Annotated in this window: 26 protein-coding genes, 1 rRNA gene, 2 riboswitches and 1 other annotated feature; of the genes, 6 read left to right on the top strand and 21 right to left on the bottom strand. The window is 37.9% G+C overall.

The features are described 5' to 3' along the window. The 3 genes from ACTNEP_RS19600 to rlmN form a co-directional block, all read right to left on the bottom strand. A 16S ribosomal RNA gene (locus tag ACTNEP_RS19600) occupies positions 1–114 on the bottom strand; the annotation flags it as partial. Between the two features lie 439 nt (positions 115–553). After that, positions 554–2,971, bottom strand: a complete 2,418-nt coding sequence (gene leuS / locus ACTNEP_RS19605; RefSeq protein ID WP_441163651.1) for a leucine--tRNA ligase — start codon at positions 2,969–2,971, stop codon at positions 554–556. Between the two features lie 77 nt (positions 2,972–3,048). Further along, positions 3,049–3,277: a binding site (T-box leader), on the bottom strand. A gap of 319 nt (positions 3,278–3,596) precedes the next feature. After that, positions 3,597–4,667: a 23S rRNA (adenine(2503)-C(2))-methyltransferase RlmN gene (rlmN, locus tag ACTNEP_RS19610; protein WP_441163652.1), complete on the bottom strand. Its 1,071-nt coding sequence runs from the start codon at positions 4,665–4,667 to the stop codon at positions 3,597–3,599. Between the two features lie 306 nt (positions 4,668–4,973). On the opposite strand from rlmN, the gene ACTNEP_RS19615 reads away from it, so the two are divergent. Then, on the top strand, positions 4,974–5,174 hold the full coding sequence (locus tag ACTNEP_RS19615; RefSeq protein WP_018934369.1) for a cold-shock protein: 201 nt from the start codon (positions 4,974–4,976) through the stop codon (positions 5,172–5,174). 81 nt (positions 5,175–5,255) lie between these two features. Here ACTNEP_RS19615 and ACTNEP_RS19620 read toward each other — a convergent pair whose 3' ends face one another. Further along, positions 5,256–5,606 (bottom strand): DUF488 domain-containing protein, encoded by a 351-nt coding sequence (locus ACTNEP_RS19620; protein ID WP_441163653.1) that lies wholly within the window; start codon positions 5,604–5,606, stop codon positions 5,256–5,258. 91 nt (positions 5,607–5,697) lie between these two features. Between ACTNEP_RS19620 and ACTNEP_RS19625 the strand changes: the two genes are divergently transcribed. Beyond that, the gene (locus tag ACTNEP_RS19625; protein ID WP_441163654.1) at positions 5,698–6,699 is read left to right on the top strand and encodes an LLM class flavin-dependent oxidoreductase; all 1,002 of its coding nucleotides are present in this window, start codon (positions 5,698–5,700) and stop codon (positions 6,697–6,699) included. Between the two features lie 171 nt (positions 6,700–6,870). Here ACTNEP_RS19625 and ACTNEP_RS19630 read toward each other — a convergent pair whose 3' ends face one another. Together ACTNEP_RS19630 and ACTNEP_RS19635 are read right to left on the bottom strand one after the other, a co-directional pair. Next, on the bottom strand, positions 6,871–7,659 hold the full coding sequence (locus ACTNEP_RS19630) for an alpha/beta hydrolase (RefSeq protein WP_441163655.1): 789 nt from the start codon (positions 7,657–7,659) through the stop codon (positions 6,871–6,873). Then, on the bottom strand, positions 7,650–8,822 hold the full coding sequence (locus ACTNEP_RS19635) for a serine hydrolase domain-containing protein (protein WP_441163656.1): 1,173 nt from the start codon (positions 8,820–8,822) through the stop codon (positions 7,650–7,652). Before ACTNEP_RS19635 ends, ACTNEP_RS19630 begins: the two co-directional genes overlap by 10 nt. Positions 8,823–8,948: 126 nt before the next feature. Here ACTNEP_RS19635 and ACTNEP_RS19640 point away from each other — a divergent pair, with 126 nt between their 5' ends. Beyond that, entirely contained in the window at positions 8,949–10,427 is a 1,479-nt protein-coding gene (locus tag ACTNEP_RS19640) for an MDR family MFS transporter (protein ID WP_441163657.1), read from the top strand. Between the two features lie 113 nt (positions 10,428–10,540). On the opposite strand, the gene ACTNEP_RS19645 is transcribed toward ACTNEP_RS19640, so the two are convergent. After that, on the bottom strand, positions 10,541–10,972 hold the full coding sequence (locus ACTNEP_RS19645; protein ID WP_441163658.1) for a cell wall hydrolase: 432 nt from the start codon (positions 10,970–10,972) through the stop codon (positions 10,541–10,543). Positions 10,973–11,092: 120 nt separating this feature from the next. On the opposite strand from ACTNEP_RS19645, the gene ACTNEP_RS19650 reads away from it, so the two are divergent. Beyond that, positions 11,093–11,359, top strand: a complete 267-nt coding sequence (locus tag ACTNEP_RS19650) for a hypothetical protein (protein ID WP_441163659.1) — start codon at positions 11,093–11,095, stop codon at positions 11,357–11,359. Between the two features lie 23 nt (positions 11,360–11,382). Here the strand turns inward: ACTNEP_RS19650 and cobA are convergent, their stop codons facing one another. Then, positions 11,383–12,132 (bottom strand): uroporphyrinogen-III C-methyltransferase, encoded by a 750-nt coding sequence (gene cobA, locus ACTNEP_RS19655; RefSeq protein WP_441163660.1) that lies wholly within the window; start codon positions 12,130–12,132, stop codon positions 11,383–11,385. Then, a complete protein-coding gene (locus tag ACTNEP_RS19660) occupies positions 12,092–13,189 on the bottom strand; it encodes an anion permease (RefSeq protein WP_441163661.1) in 1,098 nt (365 codons plus the stop codon). The genes cobA and ACTNEP_RS19660 overlap by 41 nt, the downstream gene beginning before the upstream one ends. Before the next feature lie 198 nt (positions 13,190–13,387). Further along, a riboswitch (SAM riboswitch) is annotated at positions 13,388–13,488 on the bottom strand. A gap of 165 nt (positions 13,489–13,653) precedes the next feature. Next, positions 13,654–13,757, top strand: a riboswitch (SAM riboswitch). A 204-nt stretch (positions 13,758–13,961) separates the two neighbouring features. On the opposite strand from ACTNEP_RS19660, the gene ACTNEP_RS19665 reads away from it, so the two are divergent. Next, complete coding sequence (locus tag ACTNEP_RS19665; protein ID WP_441163662.1) at positions 13,962–15,047, top strand: methionine biosynthesis PLP-dependent protein; 1,086 nt, start codon at positions 13,962–13,964, stop codon at positions 15,045–15,047. A gap of 1 nt (position 15,048) precedes the next feature. Beyond that, the gene (locus tag ACTNEP_RS19670) at positions 15,049–16,215 is read left to right on the top strand and encodes an aminotransferase class V-fold PLP-dependent enzyme (protein ID WP_441163663.1); all 1,167 of its coding nucleotides are present in this window, start codon (positions 15,049–15,051) and stop codon (positions 16,213–16,215) included. A gap of 170 nt (positions 16,216–16,385) precedes the next feature. Here ACTNEP_RS19670 and ACTNEP_RS19675 read toward each other — a convergent pair whose 3' ends face one another. From ACTNEP_RS19675 to ACTNEP_RS19730, 12 genes are all read right to left on the bottom strand, one after another. Beyond that, positions 16,386–17,099 (bottom strand): nucleoside phosphorylase, encoded by a 714-nt coding sequence (locus ACTNEP_RS19675; RefSeq protein ID WP_441163664.1) that lies wholly within the window; start codon positions 17,097–17,099, stop codon positions 16,386–16,388. Beyond that, entirely contained in the window at positions 17,099–17,761 is a 663-nt protein-coding gene (locus tag ACTNEP_RS19680) for a sulfite oxidase-like oxidoreductase (RefSeq protein ID WP_441163665.1), read from the bottom strand. The genes ACTNEP_RS19675 and ACTNEP_RS19680 overlap by 1 nt, the downstream gene beginning before the upstream one ends. A gap of 17 nt (positions 17,762–17,778) precedes the next feature. Then, positions 17,779–18,702: an ABC transporter permease gene (locus ACTNEP_RS19685; protein ID WP_441163666.1), complete on the bottom strand. Its 924-nt coding sequence runs from the start codon at positions 18,700–18,702 to the stop codon at positions 17,779–17,781. Beyond that, the gene (locus tag ACTNEP_RS19690; protein ID WP_441163667.1) at positions 18,703–19,758 is read right to left on the bottom strand and encodes an ABC transporter permease; all 1,056 of its coding nucleotides are present in this window, start codon (positions 19,756–19,758) and stop codon (positions 18,703–18,705) included. It abuts the gene before it with no gap. Beyond that, entirely contained in the window at positions 19,751–21,250 is a 1,500-nt protein-coding gene (locus ACTNEP_RS19695) for an ABC transporter ATP-binding protein (protein WP_441163668.1), read from the bottom strand. The genes ACTNEP_RS19690 and ACTNEP_RS19695 overlap by 8 nt, the downstream gene beginning before the upstream one ends. Before the next feature lie 355 nt (positions 21,251–21,605). Beyond that, a complete protein-coding gene (locus tag ACTNEP_RS19700) occupies positions 21,606–22,634 on the bottom strand; it encodes a BMP family lipoprotein (RefSeq protein WP_441163669.1) in 1,029 nt (342 codons plus the stop codon). Positions 22,635–22,750: 116 nt separating this feature from the next. Further along, positions 22,751–23,473 (bottom strand): CoA-transferase subunit beta, encoded by a 723-nt coding sequence (locus ACTNEP_RS19705; protein WP_441163670.1) that lies wholly within the window; start codon positions 23,471–23,473, stop codon positions 22,751–22,753. Further along, the gene (locus ACTNEP_RS19710; protein ID WP_441163671.1) at positions 23,467–24,300 is read right to left on the bottom strand and encodes a CoA transferase subunit A; all 834 of its coding nucleotides are present in this window, start codon (positions 24,298–24,300) and stop codon (positions 23,467–23,469) included. Before ACTNEP_RS19710 ends, ACTNEP_RS19705 begins: the two co-directional genes overlap by 7 nt. A 19-nt stretch (positions 24,301–24,319) precedes the next feature. Then, positions 24,320–25,651, bottom strand: a complete 1,332-nt coding sequence (locus tag ACTNEP_RS19715) for a CoA-disulfide reductase (RefSeq protein WP_441163672.1) — start codon at positions 25,649–25,651, stop codon at positions 24,320–24,322. A 35-nt stretch (positions 25,652–25,686) separates the two neighbouring features. Then, on the bottom strand, positions 25,687–25,944 hold the full coding sequence (locus tag ACTNEP_RS19720) for a EutN/CcmL family microcompartment protein (protein ID WP_441163673.1): 258 nt from the start codon (positions 25,942–25,944) through the stop codon (positions 25,687–25,689). Positions 25,945–25,973: 29 nt separating this feature from the next. Further along, positions 25,974–26,642, bottom strand: coding sequence for a phosphate propanoyltransferase (locus ACTNEP_RS19725; protein ID WP_441163674.1), 669 nt, complete (start codon positions 26,640–26,642; stop codon positions 25,974–25,976). Between the two features lie 14 nt (positions 26,643–26,656). Beyond that, the coding region (locus ACTNEP_RS19730; RefSeq protein ID WP_441163675.1) for a BMC domain-containing protein at positions 26,657–26,870 on the bottom strand (214 nt) is incomplete at its 5' end.

Genomic DNA, 26,870 nt, shown 5'->3' on the forward strand with positions numbered 1-26,870 from the left:
CGCTCGTTCCACTAACGTCACTCCGAAGAGATCTGTTAGCTTCCCGCGCTCGACTTGCATGTATTAGGCACGCCGCCAGCGTTCGTCCTGAGCCAAGATCAAACTCTCAATAAAAGACTTGCACATGGATGTGCTGATGTCCGATGTTGCGACAGGATGTCGCGTTCTTAATCGGTAACATCTGATCTTGCTCGCTTCTATAAGCTAGCTTGTTTCATGTTTAAAATCATACTGGTTGTTTTGTTCAGTTTTCAAAGATCAATGTCTTTTGAAGCGACAAATAAATTATAACAAACCGTGATTTACCTGTCAACAACTTTTGAACTCATTTTTAACGAGTCAACTTTTCTTATGATACAGATAATCCACTAAAAAGTCAACACTATCTCACATTTTTTATTATTAAAAAATCACATCAAAATATACATATCATTTTAATACATATTTTAGTTAGGTCTTCCTATTAAGTTGGTAATGATTAACCCCCCTGTTTCCATTAGTAGAAAGGAGGGGGGGCAATTATTCTTTGTATTTTTTCTAAAAACTATCGTACTTAATTGGCTACAATATTCACTAGTTTACCAGGTACAACAATTACTTTTCGAATTGTTTTTCCTTCAATTCGTTCTTTAATTGCTTCGTGTTCTAGCGCTTTTTGTTCGATTTCTTCCTTAGAGGCGTTTTTATCCACCATCATCTTCGCTCGAACTTTGCCCATAATTTGAATAACAACCTCAACTTCGTTTTCCACTAGTTTAGACTCATCATATGACGGCCATTGTTCATATGCTAATGTTTTTTCATGCCCAAGCAACTGCCAGATTTCCTCTGTCAAGTGTGGAGCTACAGGTGATAACAATTTCACCATTCCTTCCACATACACTCTCGGAATTTCCTCCACTTTATATGCCTCATTAATAAATACCATCATTTGTGAAATACCGGTATTAAAACGTAAATCTTCAAAATTCTGTGTTACTACTTTTACTGTTTCGTGATATACTTTCTCCAATTCATCTGACTGTTCAGCTTCTGTTATTTTGGTCGATATTTGATGATCATCTGTTACAAATAATCTCCAGACACGATCCAAGAATCGTCTTGCGCCATCTAAACCATTCGTACTCCATGCAACTGAAGCATCTAATGGACCCATAAACATTTCATATAGCCTTAAGGTATCGGCACCATGGGTCTCAATAATCTCGTCGGGGTTGACTACATTTCCTTTTGATTTACTCATTTTTTCATTGTTTTCACCAAGAATCATCCCTTGGTTAAACAGTTTTTGGAATGGTTCTTTCGTAGGGACCACGCCAATATCATATAAAAATTTGTGCCAGAAACGAGCATATAATAAGTGTAATACCGCATGTTCCGCACCACCAATATAAACGTCAACAGGCAACCATTCTTTTAGTGTATCAAAATCAGCAAGCTTCTCTGGATTGTGTGGATCTACATAGCGCAAGAAATACCAGCAGCTTCCTGCCCATTGCGGCATTGTATTGGTCTCGCGACGTCCCTTCATCCCAGTTACAGGATCTGTTACATTTACCCAATCCTCGATATTGGCAAGAGGAGACTCTCCAGTTCCAGATGGTTTAATTTCAGCGGTTTTTGGTAGAACTAACGGTAATTCCTCTTCAGGAACAGCAGACATCGTACCATCTTCCCAGTGAATAACTGGAATTGGTTCACCCCAATAACGTTGACGACTAAATAACCAATCTCGTAATCGGTAAGTTACTTTACGATTTCCTACGTTATTGTCTTCTAACCATTCAATCGCCTTAGTGATAGCATCTTCTTTGTTTAATCCATTTAAGAAATCAGAATTAATATGTGGTCCATCACCTGTAAAGGCTTCTTTATCTACATTGCCACCTTCTACGACGGGGATGATCTCAAGGTTAAATTTTTTAGCAAACTCATAATCACGCTCATCATGGGCAGGCACTGCCATAATTGCACCAGAACCATATGTCATTAATACATAGTCAGCTACCCAAACAGGGAGTTTCTTTCCATTAATAGGATTAATAGCATAGGCACCAGTAAAAACTCCTGTTTTGTCTTTTGCCAGGTCCGTTCGCTCTAAGTCACTCTTAGTCTTTACATTATCTAAGTATTCTTTCACACTTGCTTCTTGGTCTGCTGATACAATCGTTTCCACTAACGGATGCTCTGGAGCCAACACCGTATAAGTAGCACCAAATAACGTATCTGGTCTTGTTGTAAAAACGGTAAATGATTCATCATGACCGTCAATATTAAAGGTTACCTCCGCACCTTCTGAACGACCAATCCAGTTACGTTGCATATCTTTAATACTTTCTGGCCAATCCAATTCATCTAAATCTTCCAATAAGCGATCGGCGTATGCAGTAATCTTCAACATCCATTGCTTCATCGGTTTTCGTTCAACCGGATGTCCACCACGCTCACTTTTTCCATCAACCACTTCTTCATTAGCAAGTACAGTACCCAATGCTGGACACCAGTTGACTGGCACTTCATCGATGTAGGCCAATCCTTTTTCATATAATTTCAAGAAAATCCATTGGGTCCATTTATAGTAATTCGGGTCAGTTGTATTTACTTCGCGATCCCAGTCATATGAGAACCCCAACTCTTGAATTTGCCTGCGGAAGGTATTGATATTTTTCTCTGTAAAATCAGCTGGATCATTTCCTGTATCTAATGCATATTGTTCTGCCGGAAGTCCAAAGGCATCCCATCCAATTGGATGTAACACTTCATATCCTTGCATTCGTTTCATTCTTGATAAAATATCTGTCGCTGTGTAACCTTCGGGGTGTCCAACGTGTAAACCTGCACCCGATGGATAAGGAAACATATCTAATGCATAAAATTTATCCTTATTAGACCCCGTATTCGTTGCGAAAGTTTTATTTTCAATCCAATAATTCCGCCATTTTTCTTCAATTTTCTTATGATCAAATGACATATCTTACTTCCTCCTTCAAACCATTATACAAACAGCAAACATATGTTCTTAAATGCAAAAAAATCCCTCCTATCCCATAATGGGACGAGAGAGATTCCCGCGGTACCACCCAACATTAGTGTTAAGATTATATATACCTTCAACACTCACTTAATGTCCTTAACGCGGACAACGACAAAAGCTACTATCCTTGTTCACTTTTGTAACATCTGAGGCGAGTTCGTAACAGGGTTAGGGATGACTTGCACCGACCGCCATCTCTCTTAGCCTGATCCTATTACTACTATTCCTCTTCATCGTCATTTATATGATCTGCTGTACATAATCTGTTTTACTTTCTGATAGTTTAATGAAATGTCTGAATTTTGTCAAGGTGTGTCTAGATTGCCAATAATAGCCCCTAACCTTCTTATAACCTTCTTAGCAACCCGATTCTTAATACATTTGTAGATGGTGGTTGTCGAAGAGTAGAGTATTTATAAGAAGGAATGGAAATAAAGTTACTTCACAGACTTTAGATGTTGAAAAAAAAGGGTGGGACAAAACCGTTGTCAACAAGGAAAAATCCGAACATTCATAGTTGTTCGGATCCCTCCTTCCCCACAATTTGTTTTGTATAGCTTCTTTACGCTTTTTGTTTTTTGTCTTTTTTTATTTGTTTACTTCTTAGCTGTCCACAAGCGGCATCAATATCTGTGCCATGTTCTACTCGGACACCACAATTGATACCATTTTCTAATAACACTTGATAGAAGTCTAAAATCGCTTTTTTCTCACTTCTGTCATATTGGTTATGCTCATCAACAGGATTGTACGGTATTAAATTCACATAAGATAAATGCCGTTTGTCTTTTAATAATGTTACTAACTGCTCTGCTTCTTTTTTATGATCATTTACGTCTCTTAACAAGATATATTCAAATGTAATTCTGCGATTGGTTTTTTCTAAATAATAATCTATTGCCGGCATTAATTTTTCCAATGGAAAAGCTTTATTAATTTTCATGATCTTTGTCCGCAGCTCATTATTAGGTGCATGTAATGAGAGTGCTAGGTTTACTTGTAAATTCTCATTAGCAAAATCATAAATTCGCTTTGCCAACCCACTCGTTGAGACAGTAATGTGACGCGCTCCAATCGAAAGTCCATTTTGGTCGTTTACAATCCTTAAAAAATCCATTGTATTATCATAGTTGTCAAAAGGCTCACCAATACCCATTACAACAATATGACTAACGCGCTCTTCTTTACCTTTAGTATCCAGGTGTTTTTGAACCTTCATAATTTGCTCAACGATTTCACCTGAAGATAAATCACGGTTCTTCGTTAATAAACCACTCGCACAAAACGAACAACCAATGTTACAACCAACTTGTGTTGTTACGCATACGGAATAGCCATAAGGAAATTTCATTAGAACCGTTTCAATTAAATTCCCATCCGCTAATTTAAATAGAAATTTAATTGTCCCATCCTTTGATTCCTGCTTAATTTCCTGCTTAAGTGTCCCTAAATGAAAATTCTCTTCTAGTAATAGCTGGCAATCCTTATTTAAATTATACATTTCTTGAAATGTATTGACTCTTTTTTTGTATAGCCAATCCCAAATTTGTTTAGCTCGAAATTTCTTTTGACCATGCTCTACTAACCATTGTTGCAATTGATTAAATGTTAATGAATAAACGGAGCTTTTCATCAGAATCCCTCATTTCCATAATCGCTCTTTTTTTCCATCACTACATCATACTAAATATCCTTCACAATAACAAGTTCATTTGATCTTATTATAATCAAGGTTTTCAGCAATAAAATATAGTAAAAACATGAATATGAATTTTTTTTGAACATTGACTTGCATTTTGATTTTTATCTTGCTATAATTGCATTAGCTATTTTGTTCGATGACACCTTCAAGTATCGTAACGTAAAGTTTTCGTTTTGAGGCAAGAGCAAGAATAGTAATACAATTGTGTGAACGGTTCACACTAGGAGGAAAAGAAATATGGTACAAGGTACAGTAAAATGGTTTAACGCAGACAAAGGTTTTGGATTTATCGAAGTAGAAGGACAAGACGATGTATTCGTACACTTCTCTGCTATCCAAGGCGAAGGCTTTAAAACACTTGAAGAAGGTCAAAGCGTAACTTTCGATATCGAAGAAGGTAACCGTGGACCACAAGCAGCTAACGTAGTTAAAAACTAATTTAGCGCTTAACTGTAAAAACGCTTATGCTATATAGCATAAGCGTTTTTTTATCCATTTTATTGGAATGCGTCAGCTTTTTTAGGAAATTAACTCTTTTAAGACAACAACATGATTGTAACATTGCTCTTTAGCAGCAAATACTAAAGTAATGTGATGCTCATACTTTTCGTAATAAGTACGTAATTGATCTAACGCTTGCTTTTTTTCTAAATCGTGTTCTATTTCTTGTACATATAGTTGCTTAAATTGCTCAAATTTAATTGGATCGTGATTAAACCATTTTCTTAACTTTGGAGAAGGGCCAATTTCTTTTAGCCAGACATCTACCTGTGCCCTTTCTTTTGAAACGCCTCGTGGCCAAATACGATCCACAAGAATGCGGAAACCATCTTCTTCTCTTACTTCATCATATACACGTTTCAACTGCATAAACATTTACTCCCTTAAGCAAATTAGTAGACCTTTCCTATGTTTAAGCGTATCATTCTTTACATGTTTAAGTAAAACAAGGAGTGATTCCATGGGAAATATATATGCCAATGTTAAATTTTCCATTTTAGATTTAGCGCCTGTGTTACATGGATACGATCCTTCGTTATCCTTTAAAAATAGCGCCGACTTAGCACAGCATGTAGAAAAATTAGGATTTCATCGCTACTGGTTAGCAGAACACCATAATATGCCTGGAATTGCCAGTTCCGCTACTTCAATCGTTATCAACCATATTGCCAGTCACACAGAAAAAATACGGGTAGGAGCCGGAGGAATTATGCTTCCAAATCATGCTCCATTAGTTATTGCAGAGCAGTTTGGTACATTAGAAGCATTACATCCAGGCAGAATAGATTTAGGATTAGGTCGTGCACCAGGTAGTGATCAAGCAACTGCTTTTGCTTTAAGACGAACTCTAAACAGTAGTCCAGAAGATTTTCCTAGTCAAGTAGAAGAATTGGAATCTTATTTTACAGGTACAGCAAGAGTAAAAGCAGTTCCTGGAAAAGATGCAAATGTACCAATATGGCTACTTGGATCAAGTGATTTCAGTGCTCGCCTTGCAGCAGAAAAAGGCTTACCTTTTGCATTTGCAAGCCACTTTTCACCGGATTATACTATGCCAGCATTACGATTATATCGAGATCGCTTTCGCCCGTCAGCCAACTTAGAGAAGCCACATGCAATGGTCGGTGTCAATATCTATGCAGCAGAGACGACAGAAAAAGCAAAATGGTTAGCTACTTCTCAGCAACAGCAATTTTTGTCAATGGTGCGAGGAGAACCTTCTCAACTAATGCCTCCGATTGATGATATTGACCAAGTGTGGTCGGTCTATGAAAAAGCGTCCGTTGAAAAAAACGTCAATAGCAAAACAACGATTATTGGTGATAAAGATGCAGTAAGAGAAAAATTAGCGGCGTTTATCGAAGAAACTGCAGCTGATGAAGTAATAATAAATTCACAAATATACGATCATGAAGAACGGAAAAACTCTTATCAAATCGTATCTGAAATTGTGAATAGTTAGTGATTATACTCCACACCTTTCACTTACTGAATGATGTGGAGTATTTTTCATGTAGGAATTTTGCTATTTTTAAACAAATCTTTTCGTTTAGCTATAAGATTTGTTGATTATCCCAGGTTATCAAACAAATTCAGGTTCTCCACCAAGGGATTTGTTGATTATCTACCATGTTTACTTCTTAATCGGTAACCATGCTAGCACTTCCTTGATCTTTTCATCCCAGTATCCCCACTCATGTGTTCCTGCTGAAAAGGTGTGTACTAGAGGGAGGCTGTTCTTTTCAGCAAATTGATAAAACTTCTGATTATCCTCCCATAAGAAATCTTCCGTACCACATGCCTGGAATAATTGTGGCAATTCTTTTCCACTAGTTAGCAATTTCTCAACTAAAGCAAACAAATCATCCTCTGAACCATGCAAATCTTGTTCCCCATAAACATGGTAAAGTGCATTTGCGACGGGATCTCCTTCTTCACGAGTTTTTTCAGCATGTGTAGCAATATCTAGTACACCTGATAAACTGGCAGCTGCAGCAAATTGTTCAGGCTTGCGTAGAGCCCATTTAAAAGCGCCATAGCCTCCTATAGATAATCCTGCTACAAAATTATCTCTTCTATTTGAGGATAATGGAAAAAAGGAACGAGCAATTCTAGGCAATTCCTCTGAAATAAAAGTCCAATAATTTTTTCCATACTGCATATCTGCGTAAAAACTATGATCAACTTGTGGCATGATGACCGCAATTCCATATTCAGCAGCATACCTTTCAATGGATGTGCGTCTTGTCCAAATAGTATGATCATCACTAAAACCATGCAACAAATACAAAACCGGAAATTTTCCTTCTGAACGGTTATTTTTCAGCCCAATTTGTGACGATGTTTCTTCAGGTAAAATCACTGTCATAGATGTACTTACTGTTAATACCTCAGAGAAAAAATCACATTTTATTAATGCCATAAAGTCCCTCCTACATTGATTGCTCCATATACGACATTTCGAATTCTTGGCTGATGATAAAACTCAAAGTTTGGTAACATTTGTTGCATATAAACAGCTGATAGTTGTTCTACCGGGTCGATTAATACATATGTACCCGCTAAACCTGACCAACCAAATTCTCCTATCGAACTGTTACTTCCGCCTTTTGTCTGGTCGATCATGACTCTAACACCTAAGCCGTAACCATACCCATTTTCATAATTCCAACCCAACTCTGGAAGTAACTCCTCTGGCAAATGATTTTGCGCCATTAATTGAATCGTATGCTTGCTTATGATCGAAATATTATCCATTGTGCCACCTAATGCTAAGCAATGGGCAAATTTTTGGTAGTCTGACAATGTTGAATGTAGGCCAGCACCACCACTTTCAAAAGCTGCAATCGGTTCAGCACTACTATCTAATCTTTTATTCCTTACTAATTCACCCGTTTCTTGACGATCATATAATGTTGCTAGCCGATGTTTCTTAGCTACAGGAACCTTAAAAAAAGTATCTTGCATACCTAGCGGTTGAAATATATGTTCAGCTAAGTACTCACCAAATGACTTGCCACTAACTTCTTCAATCAGTGCTCCTAGTACATCGTGACTAAGTCCATATTTCCAATGAGTACCAGGATGAAACTCTAATGGATTTTCACTTAATTTTTTTGACAACAATCGAAGTTTTGATATGTTACCGGATTGTTCTTGATCTCGGACCTCTGCCATTACTTGCCTTGTTAATCTTTCTACTTCCGTCTGTTCACCACCATATGTCAAGCCAGAAGTCATCGTGAACAAATCTTTAATGGTAATTTCTCGTTTCGCATTAACAAGTTGCCTATTTTCTAAAACTTGCATGTCCTTAAATTCTGGCAAATAACCTGACAAAGGATCAGTTAGCAAAATCTTTCCACGCTCAAGTAGTTGTAATCCTGCTACACAAGTTACAACCTTTGACATGGAATAGATACGATAAATCGTATTGTCATTTATAAATTTTTGCTTATCTAAATCTGCATAACCCATATAATTTTCATAGATTGATTGATTTTCTTTCACTACTGATAGCGCTACTCCTGCTGGCCCATTATTAATAAAGTCCTTTAATAAATCATCTAGTCGATTCTTTAACATAACCTTCCCCTCCTAAATTGTTATCGCTTTCTTTATTTTACCACAATAGATTGTCATTTGCTTTTTCTTACATGGTTGTTAATTTCTGATACAATGGAATAAGATTAGAGCAAAGGACGGTCACTTATGCCAAATAAAATGACAAAGCGCCCTCTCGTACTTGCTTCCCTTGTACTTTCTATGTTTATGGCAGCAGTTGAAGGAACCATTGTTGCGACTGCCATGCCTAATATTGTAGCCGATTTGGGCGGTTTTTCCTTGTATAGCTGGGTATTTTCAAGTTTTTTATTAATGCAAGCAGTAACAACGATGATATATGGAAAACTAGCTGACCTCTTTGGTAGAAAACCAATATTTATTATTGGGGTTATTATCTTTTTAGTTGGGTCAATTTTTTGTGGGCTTGCACCAACTATGGGAGCACTAATCGTATTTCGTCTGATACAGGGACTTGGAGCAGGTGCAATCCAACCGATTGTTACAACCATTGTAGGTGATTTGTATACCGTAAAAGAAAGAGCAAAAGTCCAAGGTTACTTAGCTAGTGTATGGGGGATCTCATCTGTTATCGGCCCTTTACTTGGAGGAATTATTGTTCAATTTATCGATTGGGCTTGGATTTTTTGGATGAATATACCGATTGGCATAATCGGACTAATAGGCGTCATTCTGTTTTTCCATGAAGAGGTAAATACAGAGAAGAAACACATAGATTATCTAGGATCAAGTTTGTTTTTTATTGCGATCTCCTGTCTGATTATTGTTTTTGTTCAAGCTGGAACAAACTGGAGTTGGATATCTTTTGAAGCCATTGGTTTATTACTCACTTTCCTAGTTTGTATGATCCTCTTTCTATGGCAAGAAAAAAAGACCTCCACACCAATGATGCCTCTATCGTTATGGAAAAATAAATTAATTGTCATTGCCAATGTTGCAACATTACTTTCTGGGATGATCACGCTTGGGCTTTCAAGCTTTTTGCCTACCTATGTCCAAGGAGTTATGGGAGAATCCGCTATTGTTGCAGGGTTTACTTTGAGTACTCTATCTATTGGCTGGCCAATTTCTGCCACCCTTGCAGGACATCTTGTCTTAAGGATAGGATTTCGTTCAACAGCTTTTGCAGGAGGGTTTGCATTATTACTAGGTACTTTTTTATTCTTTCTATTAGATGCAGATAAGGGACCAGTCTATGCCGGAATCAGCTCATTCGTAGTGGGGATCGGGATGGGGCTTTCCTCAACAACTTTTATTGTTTCGATCCAAAATACTGTCTCCTGGCGTGAACGGGGAGTCGCAACATCACTTAATATGTTTATGCGGATTATTGGAAGTGCAGTGGGTGCAGCACTTCTTGGTGGCATATTAAATATGCAATTAAATCATTACTACCAGCAAAAAGGAGAAGATTTAGAACCAACTAGTACAGACATGTTACTGGATGAAGGAATGCGCGAATCAATTGCTCCTGAAACATTAGCATCAATGCAGGATGGCCTAACCTATGCCTTGCATACTGTTTATACTGGATTATTTGTGATTGGAACCTTAACATTTGTTATTTTATGTTTTTTTCCAAAAGTAACGCTTGATAAAACAAAGTAGAAATGGAATTTACTAAAGGCAACGAGAATGTTCTTGCTCTTTAGCTGGTCACTTAGATGCCTTTATGTTAGTACGCTGTCATGGGGAATGAAATGTGTCACTTAGCTTGCATATTAAAAAGTCTGAAATACACCCGGACATTCTGATTCTAATGGATTGTAAAAGCAATGGCTTTGATAACGTCCTGCATTCCATTGACCAAACCATTGTGCTGGACAATTCCCTGCTGGCATAAAGAACCATAATGCATTGCTAGCGGGATGAGTACGTTCTCCATTGATTGCTCTTCTTGCTAATCGTATTTCTTGTTCCCTTGCTCTTTGATAAAAATATCCCTTTTGAGTTGCTTCAAATCCTCCGGGACTTTGAAAAACCATTCGATTAATTGAATTAATATCTTTAAAATCTAAACAACGTGCTCTCACTCGGTTAACCCCTACATTACCAACCATTAACATACCAAGCTGTCCATCACCTTCTGCTTCAGCTCTCATCAGTCGAGCTAATAGTCTAACATCTGCATCATTTGCTTTTATTACAGCCATACTAATACCTCCTTTATTCTCTTTATATTCAACGATAAAAAAAAGATGAATGTCCAAAGATAATCACGATATGAAAACCCTTTCATAATATGATATAATTATTAAGGAGGTGCTTTTGATATGAAACTTCGTAACTTTATTCTACACAACGATATCTTATTAATTCATGCTGATATTAATGATAATGACTATATTTTTACTGTCAAGTGGAGAACCCCTGAAAACAAAAAAGGTGGAGAATGGGAACTGAAATCCTATCTTAACAATTCTAATGGTAAAAAGGATTTATCAGATAAACAACTTCAACAATTTATAAACTGGATCAATCCTCAATGGGACTGGGAAAAAGATCAAGTACAATTAATGAAGGCCATTAAAAATGACTAGTTTTATAACTAGTCATTTTTTCTTTAGGTCAAAGCTTCAGTTGACTCCTTATACCAATTAATCTGCTTCTGAAGACGAACAACTTCTCCAATGACGATTAAAGAAGGATTGCTGATTTCATGTAACCTATCTGTAATTGTTTCTAAGTCAGCAACAATTGTTTTTTGGTGTGGGAGTGTGCCCCAATGGATGATAGATACTGGAGTTGTTTCACTTAATCCCGCCTTCCTTAACTTTTCGCAAATAACCGGAAACTTCTTGATTCCCATATAAAAACATAACGTATCCGCTCCGTTGGCAATATGACGCCATTGTTCATCAGTTTTAGTTTCTGGATTAGATCCATTAATGAAACTTACCGATCCACTCACATGACGGTGCGTAAGCGGGATCCCTGCATAGGCGGCAGCACTTATTCCAGAGGTGATGCCTGGTACCACTTCGTACGCTATCTTGTTCTGTTCAAGATGCAGCGCTTCTTCCCCACCTCTACCGAAAATAAATGGATCTCCACCCTTTAATCGTGTTACAACCTTCCCTTCTTGTGCATAATATACAAGTTGATCATTAATCTTCTCTTGAATCACTCCATGCTTTCGAGGTTGTTTGCCACAGAAGATCAATTCAGCTCCTTCTTTGACATTATCCAGTAAAGATGGATTCACTAATCTGTCGTACAGGATGACATCTGCTTCTTGTATTGCCCGTAGTCCTTTCACTGTTATTAATTCTTCATCTCCTGGTCCTGCTCCCACTAAATACACTTTCCCCATGTTGATCCCATCCTTTTTCTGTAATCGCTTTTGCTGGTTTTTCTCGTAATCCCACTAATATATAAGTGGCTAAAATAGTTAATGTTAATAATACAACTTGATCATATTTTTGTTTTACCATTACCTCTGTCAGTGCAAATGCAATAACTAATGATACAATAGGTGATGTAACCCATACTTTCGCTATTTGGTGTATTATTTTTTGTTTCCAGACATTTTTTAACTGGTTGCTTGCATTAATCCCGACTATCGCTGACGTTGTAACTTGTGTCATTGGTATCGGTATTCCTAATAACGAAGCCCCTAGCACCAATCCCCCAGTAGCACCAGAAATCACAATACCATTACCTAAAGAAAGTGATGTAATTTTTTTTGCATTCGTTTCTAACACACGCCCACCAAAGAAAATACTACCGGCAGCTACCACTAGAGCCATTAATGGTAATCCCCATTCCATCGAAAGGATATCTGCACCAACTAATGGACCTAAAGCATTTGCGACGTTGTTCATACCAGCTGCTATAGCTTCAAGTATACCAGTTAATAATAATAATAATGTTAACAGTTTTAAAGGAGGTCGATAGCTAACCTTTCGTAAAAGTGCTTTGCGTGCTTTTTCAAATATTAGGGTAATCATAAAGGCTGCAATAGGTACAATGAGCCAAAAAGAGACTATTATCAATATATTATGGACATGTAATTGTTGATAACTTAATCCTACTCCAATTATTGCGCCCACGGTGACTTCACTAGTAGACAAAGGAATTCCGATATAGTTAGTGACTAATAATGTAACACCCGAAACTAATAAAATAATACAGGCAACCTTAATGTCAAAGATTTCCTCAGCGATAATACCTTTCCCTAAAGTATTGGTAACATGTTGTCCACCAAGGACTGCACCAGTAAGTGCACCTAATCCAGCAATAATCAAGGCATACTTACGTCGCCTGATTACTTTAGTACCATACGTAATACTCATGCTAGCTGCTGATCCACTTGCACCAATGTTAAATGCAAAGAGACAAGCAGCTAAAATAGCAACGATAACTAACATTCAGATCCCAACTTTCTCCTCTATAATCCTATCACTCCATTACTTATATACCAATAGGAAAACTCGGATTAATGTAATAAAAATGCAGACACTCGCATGGAAGTTTGCGACTGCACTCGAAGTTACATATTCCTGGCCAGTATTTCTTATTTATATAAACACAGAAAACTCCTACTTGACGATGAAGTAGGAGTTTGCCTCTTATCTGCCAAGAAAAACCTGCTGGATGTAGCACAGTACTTTTCAGCCTGTTGCTGAGAATTCACAGGGCCAGGTCCCTCCTTCTCTCTTGATAAGACAATATTATATTTTCATTTTTTTCCAAATTTTAATGTTGTACATAATATAAGTCATTCCTGCATAATTGTCAATAGATTCCAAATAATTATTTTTTAACATTTAACCTTGTAATTATTTCCTTTTTATTATATGATGATTGTATTAAATTTCCATATAAATTAAATATCTTATCAAGAGAGGTTTAGGGACTGGCCCGATGACACCTCAGCAACCAGCAATATGCATTGTATGGTGCTAAATCCAGAAGGTACATTACCGAAGATAAGAGAATGCAACCTTAATCAAAGGGGTCTTCTACTTATCGAAGGCCTCTTTTTCATTAGAAAAAAAGATAAACAGAAATCTCCGAGCTCTGAGTGCCGAAACTAGATGGCTTCCCTATTTAGCTTTGCAAATTGATAAAATGGTAGCCTTATACCTTACTATGTTTCAACTGAGGCACTCTATGCTTTTTACGAAAGGATGTTGCTAAATGAAAAATATTGAAACGATCCTTGCACAAATAGGAAACCGTAAAGATCAGCGTACTGGTGCAGTAGAAGCACCCATTTATTTCTCAACAGCGTACCAACACACTTCACTCGGACAATCAACTGGTTACGATTATACTCGAACTGCAAATCCGACGCGTGAAATTGTCGAAGAGGCAATTGCAACTTTAGAAAGAGGTGTAAAAGGATTTGCATGCTCATCAGGGATGGCTGCCATTCAGTTAGTTTTCTCCTTATTCAAACAAGGCGACGAAATTATCGTATCCGAAGACATTTATGGAGGAAGCTATCGATTATTTCAGCATTTTCAAGCGTCTTATAACATTAAACCAGTATATGCCAATCCAAAAGAAATGGAACAACATATAAACGAAAATACAAAGGCTATTTTCATCGAAACTCCAACTAATCCACTATTAATGGAAATAAATATTGAGAATTTAGCCACACTTGCCAAAAAACATCAGCTGCTGCTAATCGTGGACAATACTTTTTACACACCATATTTACAGCAGCCTTTAACACAAGGTGCAGATATTGTCATTCATTCTGCTACCAAATATCTAGGAGGACATAATGATGTACTGGCAGGCCTTGTCATTGTAAAAGATGCAAACTTAGGTGATCAATTAACCTATCTTCATAATGCCATAGGGGCTGTATTATCACCCATGGATTCGATGCTCTTAATAAGAGGTATGAAAACATTGTCACTTCGTTTAGCACAACAGCAGCAAAATGCTCAACAGTTAGCCGTTTTTTTAAAAGAATTACCACAGGTAGACGAAGTTCTTTATCCTGGAAAAGGTGCGATGATCAGTTTTCGTGTAGTAAATAATACTTTAATTTCTCCCTTTTTGGAACAGTTGCAAGTAATTTCGTTTGCCGAAAGTCTTGGAGGAGTAGAGAGTTTTATCACTTATCCAACTACACAAACGCATGCTGATATTCCGGAGGAAGAGCGGAACAAACGTGGAATTAGTGATACATTGCTACGTTTTTCTGTTGGAATTGAGAATGTAGATGATTTAAAACGCGACATAACACAAGCATTAGGGGGAGAATAAAATGAAACAGTCAAAAGAAACAACACTTTCACATGGTGGCAATCAACAAGGCTTTCATGAAAAACATACCGGAGCTGTGAATCCACCCATTTACGTATCCTCTACTTATCACCAACAACACTTTAATAAATTGGGTGATTATGATTATAGTCGGTCAGGTAATCCGACACGTGATCAATTAGAAACTATTATCGCCAAATTAGAAAACGGAACAGATGGATTTGCATTCTCATCAGGGATGGCAGCAATATCCTCTGCTTTTATGCTGTTAGAGGCAGGAGATCATATTATCATTTCGAAGGATGTCTATGGTGGTACGTTTCGATTCGTTACCCAATTATTAACGCAATTCTCGATTGGACATACGTTTGTGGATATGACAAATCCTGAAGAAATAGAAAAAGCTATTCAACCAAATACCAAAGTGATTTACATAGAAACTCCGGCAAATCCTTTATTACAAATTACCGATATTAATAAAGTTGTTCAGCTAGCAAGAGAGTATAATTGTTTAACTTATTTAGATAATACATTTATGACTCCATTGCATCAACAGCCATTAGATCTCGGTGTTGACATCGTGTTGCACAGTGCTACTAAATTTTTATCAGGACATAGCGATATTGTTGCAGGGTTAGCCGTTACAAAGAATGAGGAGCTTGCTGCTAAACTGAAATTCGTCCAAAACACGTTTGGTGCTATTCTAGGTGCAAAAGATTGTTATCAATTAATACAAGGAATGAAAACATTAGAGCCGAGATTTTCCAAAAGTGTGTCATCAGCAAGGATGCTAGCAGAATTTTTCCATTCTCATGATGAAATTGAACATGTCTATTATCCAGGCTTGGATCACCATCCTGGTGCACCGATACATGCCAAGCAATCTACCAGTCCAGGAGCTGTATTATCTTTTCTGTTAAAAGATAGTGTCGATCCCCACCACTTCGTCGATCAATTATCGATTCCTGTGTTTGCCGTAAGCTTGGGTGCCGTTGAATCGATTTTATCTCATCCAGCTACAATGTCACATGCGGCAATGCCGATGAAGGAAAGAGAAGCTAGAGGGATAAGTGAACGTCTTTTCCGTTTATCTGTCGGGATTGAAAATACAGAAGACCTGATCGAAGACTTTAAAAATGCCTTATCAGTAAAAACAGGCGTATGGTAGAAAAACTGTCTATTTCATGATAATTCAGCGAACAAGTGATATCTTTCTTCCACTCTTACACAAGAATGGAAGAAAGGCACTTCGCAGTTTTTCGAGGTTCTTTTACAAGAAACTTACTATCCGCTGACATCGGGGATAAAAATTATCTATACTTTTATGTTTTTTACCTGTTAGTTTGTTAAAGCTAACAAAGCTATTTCCACTGCTTTATCCATTGCATTTTTCATCTGATCAGTGTGAGGATTATAGTCTTTTGATAAATCAGCATCAGCATATCCATCAATAGCAACAATAGCTCCTGCTTTTACATCACGAATACTAGCAATCGTGTACAAAGCAGCAATTTCCATTTCGACAGCTACTACTCCTGCTGCTTGATATTGCTGATGTGGAAATGGGGTAACCCCTTGATAAAAAACATCCAATGTTAATGTAATACCAGAAAACGTAGGGAAATTTATTTTTTCTGCTACTGCTAATAGATTGTTGGTAACCGATAAATCCGCTACTGCAGGGAAGCCCGATGGCACAATCTGACTGGTCAAACCATCTGTTCTTACTGCAGCTGTACTAATAACCAGACTACCCGGTTCTACTTGTTGTTGATAAGAGCCTGCAGTACCAACTCTGATCAGTTCTTCTACGCCACCTTGAATCAATTGTTCAAAACAAACAGCTGCTCCTGATGAGCCTACTCCATGGCTAACAACAGCAATATATTGTTTTTTATAATACCCAACATACGTATAATACTCACGATTCTTGCTTAAAAGCTGGTGGTTATCTAATGATGCAGCAATTAAAGCAGCACGATCAGGGTCACCACACACAATTGCTTTTTTGGGTAATTGATCGGATTCTACTTTTAAATTAGGTAAATACATCAATCATACTCCTTCTTTTGCCATTCATCTTCTGGCATATAAGCATCTTCAACAGAAAAACGTTGTTCTTTAAACGGATCTCCATAGTTATGAAAATCATTCCGCTCCCAGAATCCTTCTCGATCTTCTTCCATAAATTCGATTCCACGGATCCATTTTACACTTTTCCAGAAATATAAATGCGGTACAATTAAGCGAAATGGAAAACCATGTTGCGGAGTCAATGGCTGGCCTTCATAGCTATGAGCAATTAAAATATCATCTTTTAATAAATCCTCTAGCGGCATATTACTTTCATAGTCATAATCACCGTACACCATTACATGTTTTGCGTTCTTTTTTACACCAATTTCTTTTAAAAAGTCAGTAAACTTAACACCAGTGAAATTATTATCAAATTTAGACCATCTCGTTACACAATGAATATCACGAACGATTGTTGTTTGTGGTAATTTCATCAGTTCATCATAACTAAATACTCTTTCTTCCTCTACCTCGCCAAATACTCTTAATGACCACTTTTTGATATCATACTCGGGTACTTCTCCTTCATGAAGTATCGGAAATTTTTTAGTTAATGTCTGACCAGGTGGTAAGCGGTCTCCGTATTTCTCATTGCGAGGTGGTACTTTAGCTTTTTTTAATCGATCTGCTTTTTTCACTGTGATCCCTCCTGTAATTATCTTAAACTACTTTGACTATTCTTTAAATCACTCAGTTGGCTTCTGTCTTTAAAAACGAACATTGCTAAAATAGTAATGACATATGGGAGCATTAAAGTAAAGTTGGTTGGAATATTTAAACCTTGTAATCGAATACTAATAGCCTCCGTAAATCCAAATAAACCACTTGATAAGAATACACCGATTGGATTAGACTGACCTAACATCGTTGCTACCAATGCAATGAAGCCGCGACCACCTGTCATATTCTCACTAAACATTGTCACTTGGCCAAGTGATAACTGAACTCCTGCCAACGCACATAAAATACCCGAAATAATAATAGCTTGATATTGAATAGTTTTAATTTTGATGCCTTGACTTTTGGCTGCTATCGGGTTAATACCTACGGCATCGTAATGAGAACCTAAAATACTTTTCTTTAAAAAGATATACATGCCAATCGTTGCAGCAAAGCCAATATAAACGACAGGTGTCTGACCTGAAAGTAGATTTCCTACAACAGGAATATCCTCTATAACTGGAATTCTCCAAGTAGGTAATCCGCTCATTTCATTATTGTAATAGGCACCTTGCACATCAAATATGGTTCTAAGTGCAAAGGTGGTCACGCCTATCGCAAGAAAGTTAAGCGCTATACCGGTAACAATCATATTTGCTTGTAAATGAATGACCATGTAACCAAACAATAAAGAAAATAACACCGTACCAATAATGGCAATCAATAAAGAAATCCAAATATTATTGGTAAACACATTAGCTGCTACTCCGATAAATGCCGCCATTAGCATTAATCCATCAAGTCCAACATTAAAAATTCCAACCCTAGCACAAATCGCTCCACCTAAGCCAGCTAATAAAAGAGGGGCCATCATTCGAATAGTCGAATTGATTAATGACAAATCAAATAAATTCTCCATCTATTTCTTCCCCTCTTTCTTTTTTGATTTAACAAACGCAAAAGTAAACTTAGCAGAAATAAATAATATTAAAACAGCTTGAATAATATCAGAAATCGCGTTAGGGACATCTGTATTTCGTTCCACTCCTAGTGACCCTGTATCTAAGGCCGCTAGGAAAATAGCTATTATCGATGTACCGATTGGATTCGAATTGGCTAATAATGCTGCCATTAATCCCGTCCAGGCAAACTGTGGTGTTGTTAATGCACCTTCGATAAAACGATAATGCATCCCCATCACTTCTACACTTCCACCAAGCCCTGCCAACATTCCGCTGATAAGCATACTAATAAACATTACTTTTTTACGGTTAATACCGCCGTATTGAGCAAAGAAAACGTTTTGACCTAGCATTCTTACTTCATAACCAAATGTGGTACGCTTTATCACAAACGCAAGTAAAATCGTTAACAGAATCGCGACAACAAAGCCATAATGAACGTTCATTCCTTCGAATAATTTAGGTAATCGACTTGATTCCTCTACCATAACAGACTGTGGAACCCCACCAGCACTGGAAGTATCCCGGAAAGGCTCACTAACTAAGTATCCTGCAAAAAGGACTGCAATATAGTTGAGCAATAAAGTAGAAATTAAGAGATTAATATGAAATCTTTGCTCCATCCATCCCGCAAAAAAAGATAATAACCCAGCTACTAGCATACCGGCTCCAATTGCTATCACCATGTTAAGAAAACCTTGAAACGGCAGATAGACAGTAACAATTGCAGTTGTAACTGCTCCCATTACAAGCTGGCCTTCTGCACCTAAATTAAAAAAACCAGCACGGAAAGCAAATGCTACCCCTAAACCTGCTAATATAATCGGAATTGCCCGTTCCAGTGTGTTGGATAAAAAGTAAAGACTACCGAATGCTCCTTTCCACATTTCATGATACGTTGTAATGATCGATTCGCCAGCTAAGATAATGGCAATCGTTCCAACTGCTAGTCCGACAAAAATTGCGAATAGTGGCTGCATAATACCGGACATATGCATTTTTATCTTATTCATATGTTCCACCTGCCATCAGTAAGCTTAGCTTCTCTTCACTTACGTTTTCTCTGTTGAATTCTCCTACTATTTTGCCTTCAAACATAACGAAGACACGATCGGCTAGTGTTAATATTTCGGATAATTCAGAAGAAATAAGTAATACTGCATCACCATTATTACGTTTATCCATTATTTGTTCATGAATAAATTCCATCGCACCAATATCAACACCTCTAGTTGGTTCAGCTGCCAATAAAAAAGGTGCACCTTTTTGAATTTCTCGTGCGGCTATCAACTTTTGCAGATTCCCTCCAGATAAGTATTGTGCACTCATGTCAATAGAGGATGCCTTTACATTGAATCGCTTTAAACTATTCGCAACATACGTCCGAATATGTCCTAGGTTTAAAACTCCCTTATGCTGGAAAGGTTTCTTCCGGAAATCCGTCATGATCATATTATCTACTAAACTAGCAGTCTTAGCGGCTCCCCATAAATAACGATCCTCTGGTATATGAGAAAGTCCTGCCTCTCTGATATCTCTTACTGAACGATTTGCCATTTCTTGACCATTCAAACGAATCGAGCCCTCAGAAATCTTCAGAAGTCCACTTATGGCTTGTATTAATTCGGATTGTCCATTTCCGGATACACCTGCAATTCCTACTATCTCACTCTGATGAACCTTAAAAGAGATGTCAGTTAACAAAGATTTATCCTCTGACTCTCTAACATGAAGATTTTGCACATCCAATACCGCGTTACCAATGGTTCTTTCAGGTAATGCTTTTTTCTTTAACTCTCTACCAACCATTAATCGCGACAACTCTTCTGTATCTGTTTCTTCTTTTTTCAATGTTCCCGTTACTCTTCCATCGCGTAATACAGTTACACGATCTGCAACATCCATCACTTCCTTTAATTTGTGTGTAATCAAGATAATACTCTTGCCCATTTTCACTAATTCTCGTAAACTATTTAATAAATCTTTTACTTCTAATGGTGTTAAAACAGCGGTAGGCTCATCTAAAATGATAATATCTGCCCCTTGATACAAAACTTTCAAAATTTCTACACGTTGTTGAATCCCGACAGGAGCATCAGCTATTTTTTGTGCAGGATTAATTTGCATGCCAAATTTCTTTGCTAACTGATCGACCTCTTCTACAGCTTTTTGGCGATCATATCGCCAACTCTTTCTTGGTTCATGATGAAATACAACATTCTCTGCAATTGTAAATGGAGGAAAAAGCATAAAATGTTGATGTACCATACCAATTCCTAATGCAATTGCGTCATTTGGACTTGCAATAGTTTGTCTTTTACCATGCACAAATATCTCACCACAAGTAGGCTCCTCCATGCCATACAGCATTCGCATTAAAGTCGTTTTTCCTGCACCATTTTCCCCGACAATCGCATGTATTTCCTCTTTTTCCAGTGAAAAATTAATTTGGTGATTAGCGATAAACTCACCATATTTCTTTGTAATACCACGGAGTTCTAACAAATCCTCACCCTCTTTCGAATAACTAATCTTTTGAAAAAGAATAGAGGTGAGACAAAAGAGTAATCAGATAGGAAAAATCCGAACACTAAAGTCTGCGTACACATACAGCTTCGGCAAAACACTTCGGCTTTCCGTGGGCGACCTTTAGCTAATTGTGTGAAGAAAAACACTCCACACAGTGGATCTTCGACTCGTGTGAGTTTCGAAGATTTGGACGATCAAGTGTCGACGTTGGCCACAAGACGTGACCGTAGTTAGCCGACCCACAGGAGTCTTGAGTATTTTGCCTACGCTTCGTTCAGATTGTTCGGATTATCGTTCTACCTATTTAGTTATGTCCCAGCCTCCTATCACCTTATTGCTCAAGCGGATTTGTCACTTCAATCTCACCTGAAATAATTTGGTCTTTTATTCCGATAACTTCATCAATTGTTTCTTGTCCAATGAAGTCATGTAAAGGTGATTCGGATTCTGCTGTTACAAATGTCAGACCTACTCCATCTTCAGCAAGACCAAATGATTGGATACCTGTTGTAAAATCTCCCTCGCCATATTGTTTTACAAAATCATATGCTACTACATCGGTATTCTTCAATTGGGATAACACAACATGCTCTGGATTTTCGACTGTTCTATCGATATCTTGTCCTGATGTATAGAAACCAGCCTCTGCAGCTGCTTCAAATACACCTAGGTCACTTACTGCTGCAGCTGCTGCAATAAAGTCAGCCCCATTAGCATGTTGTTGTAAAGCAATTTCCTTTGCTTTAGCAGGATCCTCAAAACTACCAACATAGTTTACTAGTACTTCTGCTTCTTCATTTACCGCTGCTACACCTTCTTGAAAACCTACGATATATTTATCTAATAAAGCAATATCTTGCGCTGGAATTATTCCTACTGTGTTTGTATCAGTTGAAAGGCCCGCTGTTGCTCCTAATAGATAACTAGCTTCATACTCTCTAAATTCAGTACTTTTTACATTTGGCAAATCTACGACAGCATCGATAATAGCGAAGTCTCTCTCTGGGTTTGCTTGCGCAACTTCTGTCAACGGATCCACTGCATCAAATGTTGCTGTTAAAATAAGATCATATCCATCAGCAACCGCTACTTCTAGATTTTGCTTTGTTTCTGTCGGATCAGAAGACTCAATTACATTCAATTCTAATCCTGTTTCCTCTGCTGCTTGTTCCGCACCGTCTGCTATTTGCTGGAAGAATGGGTTCACCCCAATTTGATCTGTTAATACTACAGCTACACTTTTTGGACTTTCTTCATTCTCCTGAGAGCTAGTAGTACCAGAGCTTTCTTCTGAACCACATGCAACAAGGGATAACGATAATACTACTGTTATAATTAGTAACCAAAAACTCTGTTTCATCTTTCTTGTCCCCCTTTTTTAGAACCATTATGATATTTATCATTTTTTTCTCATAACAAAGTGATTATAATGAACAATCCCAATAAAATCAATCAGTTTTCGATAAATTCTGACAATTAAAATTCAACAGAACGATAATCAGCAGGATCAATTCGTTGTAAAGTGTGTAACTGCTCCTTAGTAGGTGACTTAGTATAACGTACTTTGTCATATACAAGCGGGAAACCAGTCTGTTTCTCAACTTCTTCAATCGTTGTATGAGGGTGGATGGTCTCCAATTCCAATTGACTATTTCGAAAAACAAACACACACAACGGCGTAACAATTTTCCAAAGGTTACCTCTCGTTGTTACAAAATCTACTTGCTCGACAAATGTACGTGGGTCATGCTTAGTTCTCCAAATAACCGCCTTTTTGGCTGTTGGTATTAAAACGGCACTTCCTGCTCCTCCAGGTAATCTTACTTTTGGTTTGTCATAATCTCCGATTACCGAAGCATTGATATTCCCGTGCCTATCAAATTGAACACCACTTAAAAAAGCAACATCCAATTTTCCACGCATGGAAAGATCAAATATTTCATCTAAACCAAAATAAGCTTCGCCTGCTTCTGCCAGATCGGCACCAGCTGAAGAGTAAGAAGCCTTTTTTATAGAACTTGGATTCACACCACCTGGTATATTTAAATGAACAAGTTTTGGTGCATGTAGTTGCCTAGCCAGATGCATAGCTACCATTGGCATATGGGAGGAAACCCCATGAAAAACTGTCTCCCCGTCTTGAAGTAAATCTGCTAATACACATGTCATCAGATCGCTGATTCGATAATCGTTTACCATCCTGTTCTCCTCCCTCCCGATCGATAATCCAGATGCTGATAATCATCAATGAATTTTTCAACTTCATGCTTTTCTCTTAGGGATAAGAACTTTTTTAATGCTTTACTATCAATGTCGTATTTCTGATAACATGAGGTAGGATGTGCTCCTTTTGGTACATGAATAACCGAATCGACTAGAAATCCTGGAATGTCGATGTTCTGACGCTGCTGCTTGATCTTGTATTGTGAAACAATATGTTCTGTTGTAATAATTACTTTTTTTGCTGCTCTTGACATGAGAATATCTTCAAATTTAGGTCCAAGAATAATTGCATTTCCTTCTTCATCACATTCTTGAACATGGATAACAGCTACATCCGGCACAATCGCACGAACTAACGTAACAGGCTTCCCAGAAAAAGGATCTTCTACTACGACAAAATAATCATTGCGTTCAATCAGGTCACCGAACTTTAAGCCATTGACTGGCATAAACGGAACATTGGTTGATGCTGCTCTAAGCGCACTGATAACGGTATAGCACGCATGTTCATTTGTCTTTACCTTACCGGATTGTACTGCTTTACGATAATGAGGTGGTAAGCCATATATAGTTTCATAGCTGACAAATCCTGCGTCAACCACGTCTACTGCACCAACAGCACATAACAGGTCAATATCATGTGCACCAGCTGTTTTCACTAAACGGAGGTGCGCTTTTCTCTGACGAGCTAATTCTCTTACGAACGCCATGGGAGCACGATGTAACACATTACCACCTAATGCTAAAATCGCATAGTCGTTAACTTCAGCAACTGCTGCTTGTAATGTTGTTTGTTTCGTCATATACTTCACCTCCGTTAACCTATTTTACTGCATTACTTGCGATATTTACTGCATCCCAAACTCCTGCAAAAGGTGGGGCATAACATAAATCTGTCATACCTAATTCATCTGCTGGCATGTTATTTTGGATAGCAATCGCAAACATGTCAACTCGAAGCACAGCACCTGCTTGTCCGATTGCTTGGGCACCGAGAATTCTTCGCGTCCTTTTCTCACAAATAATTTTAATCCAAAGTGGTGTTTGACCGGGATAGTAGCCTGGGTGATTTGCCGCCTTAATAAATTCTGTTGTATATTCAATCGCTAAACTAGCTGCTTCATGTTCAGATAAACCAGTTCGAGCTAACTCCATATCAATGATTTTGACAGCTGCACTTCCCAAAGTGCCAATATATTTACGGTGTGCACCTGCTATATTTTCCCCAGCAATACGTCCGCATTTATTGGCATTTGTACCTAAAGGAAGGTAGGTATTCTCCTGCTTCACATAGTGATAGACCTCTGCACAGTCCCCTGCTGCGTATATGTCATCAAGGTTCGTTCTCATTTCCCGATCGATCACTATTGCGCCATTCTTGGATAATTGAATACCAGTTCCATCTAAAAATTTAGTCGCTGGCCTAACACCAATCGATAAAATCACCAGATCCGCTTTATAAGTTCCTTTACTTGTTACCACATCTTGTACTACCTTCTTCCCCCTAAATGCTTCAACTCTTTCATTGACATGTAATGCTACATTATGTTCCTGTAAATGCTTTGTCACAATATCAGTTATTTCCCGATCAAAGGGCATTAAGATTCTTTCTGCCTGCTCTACAATGCGAACATTTTTTCCTAAATTATGCATTGCCTCGGCTAGCTCCATCCCAATATAACCACCACCAACAATGACTACATTCCGAATATCTGGTTGATGTGCTTTTTCTTTTAAAGAAAGGCCATCTTCCATCGTTTTTAATACATGAATGTTCTCCAATTGCAAGCCATCAAACGGTGGAACAATTGCCGAAGTCCCTGTAGCAATTAACAATTTATCATAATGATCCAGAAACATCTGACCAGTGTGAAGATTTTTAACCATGACTTGTTTTCTTTCTGGAGAAACTTTTACTACTTCATGAAGAATATGCACATCGATCCCTTGTTGCTCGAATTGCTGCCTTGTTCTAGCAATCATCTTAGTATGGTCATCATTTTCACCTGACACGTAGTAAGGAAGACCACACGCTCCATAGGAAACATATTCTCCCTTTTCATAAACAGTTATTTCAGCATTTTGATCGACTCTTCTCAGCTTAGATGCTGCTGACATTCCAGCAGCAATCCCACCGATAACGATAAGTTTCATGACACAGGTCTCCTATTCATATATGGTTGCTGTTCTTATAGACCATCTGGTGCTTGATCAACAATACCTACCACAACTGCATCAATCGGTGCATGTTGACGTAATGCATGTTGAACTACGCTACCAAAACTAACTAACACGAGTTCACCTTCTCCTGCACCAATTGTATCTGCAGCTACAAACCATTCTTTATTTTCACCGTTAATTGGCTCAATGACTAGTAACTTATAGCCTTGTATAGAATCATACTTCCGGGTTGATATTACACGATTAATTACTTTACCAATTACCATTCATTATACCTCCAAAAGTTGGATAGGCATTACTTGATTAACGTTAAGTATTCCGTACCCTTGATTGCAAAAGCATTCGCATCATCGGTATCTATATGCATATCTAATGCATATCTGTCACTAACTCGGACAGTAACATTTCCCATGATACCAGCTTTTTCTCCCTCTACTTTAACTTTAACCTTTTGATGATTGACCACACCAAAAGCTTTGGCATCATCTGGAGACATATGAATATGTCGATCTGCAACAATACACCCTTCTTGTATATCAATACGGCCTTTCGGTCCAATGATTGTTATTGGTGCAGAACCAGCTATATCACCAGAGTGCCTTACAGGTGGATTAATCCCTAGTTTTATTGCATCTGTTCGAGATACTTCCACTTGAGTTTGCCTTCTAAGAGGGGCAACAATCCGCACACGCTCAATCGAAGACTTCGGACCAACAATCGTCACTTGTTCGACACAAGCATATTGTCCGGGCTGAGAAATATCTCGATGCTTTTGGAACTTATAACCTTTCCCAAAAAGTATATCAGCATGTCTTTCTTCTAAATGAACATGCCGTGCAGAAACACTAACAGGTACTTGTGATGGAGAAGCATGCTGTATTACTTCAATTTTATTCGCGTTAATTTCTTCCATCACTGCTTCAGTAATCGCAAGATATAACGCTGACTTCTGATCATCCTTCATGCTGAACCAGCCCTTTATGATTTAAACTCTGGCAACAGTTTAGAAATGTCACTGTGCGGACGTGGAATGACATGTACTGCTACTACTTCTCCTACGCGTCCTGCCGCTTCTGCTCCTACTTCTGTTGCTGCTTTTACAGCACCAACATCACCCTTAATGATCACAGATACTAGCCCTGATCCGATCTTTTCACTTCCTACTATTTCTACATTTGCTGCCTTTAACATT

The sequence above is a fragment of the Gracilibacillus sp. HCP3S3_G5_2 genome (assembly GCF_052063305.1).
Classification (GTDB): domain Bacteria; phylum Bacillota; class Bacilli; order Bacillales; family Amphibacillaceae; genus Gracilibacillus.

Bases quoted from the DNA above. Each gene is read 5' to 3' on its own strand.
- ACTNEP_RS19710 (WP_441163671.1), bottom strand. From the start codon at position 24,300: ATGACGAAACAAACAACATTACAAGCAGCAGTTGCTGAAGTTAACGAC.
- ACTNEP_RS19620 (WP_441163653.1), bottom strand. From the start codon at position 5,606: ATGCAGTTGAAACGTGTATATGATGAAGTAAGAGAAGAAGATGGTTTC.
- ACTNEP_RS19665 (WP_441163662.1), top strand. From the start codon at position 13,962: ATGAAAAATATTGAAACGATCCTTGCACAAATAGGAAACCGTAAAGAT.
- ACTNEP_RS19650 (WP_441163659.1), top strand. From the start codon at position 11,093: ATGAAACTTCGTAACTTTATTCTACACAACGATATCTTATTAATTCAT.
- ACTNEP_RS19615 (WP_018934369.1), top strand. From the start codon at position 4,974: ATGGTACAAGGTACAGTAAAATGGTTTAACGCAGACAAAGGTTTTGGA.
- ACTNEP_RS19670 (WP_441163663.1), top strand. From the start codon at position 15,049: ATGAAACAGTCAAAAGAAACAACACTTTCACATGGTGGCAATCAACAA.
- rlmN (WP_441163652.1), bottom strand. From the start codon at position 4,667: ATGAAAAGCTCCGTTTATTCATTAACATTTAATCAATTGCAACAATGG.
- ACTNEP_RS19720 (WP_441163673.1), bottom strand. From the start codon at position 25,944: ATGGTAATTGGTAAAGTAATTAATCGTGTAATATCAACCCGGAAGTAT.
- ACTNEP_RS19640 (WP_441163657.1), top strand. From the start codon at position 8,949: ATGCCAAATAAAATGACAAAGCGCCCTCTCGTACTTGCTTCCCTTGTA.
- ACTNEP_RS19645 (WP_441163658.1), bottom strand. From the start codon at position 10,972: ATGGCTGTAATAAAAGCAAATGATGCAGATGTTAGACTATTAGCTCGA.
- ACTNEP_RS19675 (WP_441163664.1), bottom strand. From the start codon at position 17,099: ATGTATTTACCTAATTTAAAAGTAGAATCCGATCAATTACCCAAAAAA.
- ACTNEP_RS19625 (WP_441163654.1), top strand. From the start codon at position 5,698: ATGGGAAATATATATGCCAATGTTAAATTTTCCATTTTAGATTTAGCG.
- leuS (WP_441163651.1), bottom strand. From the start codon at position 2,971: ATGTCATTTGATCATAAGAAAATTGAAGAAAAATGGCGGAATTATTGG.
- ACTNEP_RS19715 (WP_441163672.1), bottom strand. From the start codon at position 25,651: ATGAAACTTATCGTTATCGGTGGGATTGCTGCTGGAATGTCAGCAGCA.
- ACTNEP_RS19630 (WP_441163655.1), bottom strand. From the start codon at position 7,659: ATGGCATTAATAAAATGTGATTTTTTCTCTGAGGTATTAACAGTAAGT.
- ACTNEP_RS19700 (WP_441163669.1), bottom strand. From the start codon at position 22,634: ATGAAACAGAGTTTTTGGTTACTAATTATAACAGTAGTATTATCGTTA.
- ACTNEP_RS19635 (WP_441163656.1), bottom strand. From the start codon at position 8,822: ATGTTAAAGAATCGACTAGATGATTTATTAAAGGACTTTATTAATAAT.
- ACTNEP_RS19705 (WP_441163670.1), bottom strand. From the start codon at position 23,473: ATGGTAAACGATTATCGAATCAGCGATCTGATGACATGTGTATTAGCA.
- ACTNEP_RS19725 (WP_441163674.1), bottom strand. From the start codon at position 26,642: ATGAAGGATGATCAGAAGTCAGCGTTATATCTTGCGATTACTGAAGCA.
- ACTNEP_RS19690 (WP_441163667.1), bottom strand. From the start codon at position 19,758: ATGAATAAGATAAAAATGCATATGTCCGGTATTATGCAGCCACTATTC.
- ACTNEP_RS19685 (WP_441163666.1), bottom strand. From the start codon at position 18,702: ATGGAGAATTTATTTGATTTGTCATTAATCAATTCGACTATTCGAATG.
- ACTNEP_RS19660 (WP_441163661.1), bottom strand. From the start codon at position 13,189: ATGTTAGTTATCGTTGCTATTTTAGCTGCTTGTCTCTTTGCATTTAAC.
- cobA (WP_441163660.1), bottom strand. From the start codon at position 12,132: ATGGGGAAAGTGTATTTAGTGGGAGCAGGACCAGGAGATGAAGAATTA.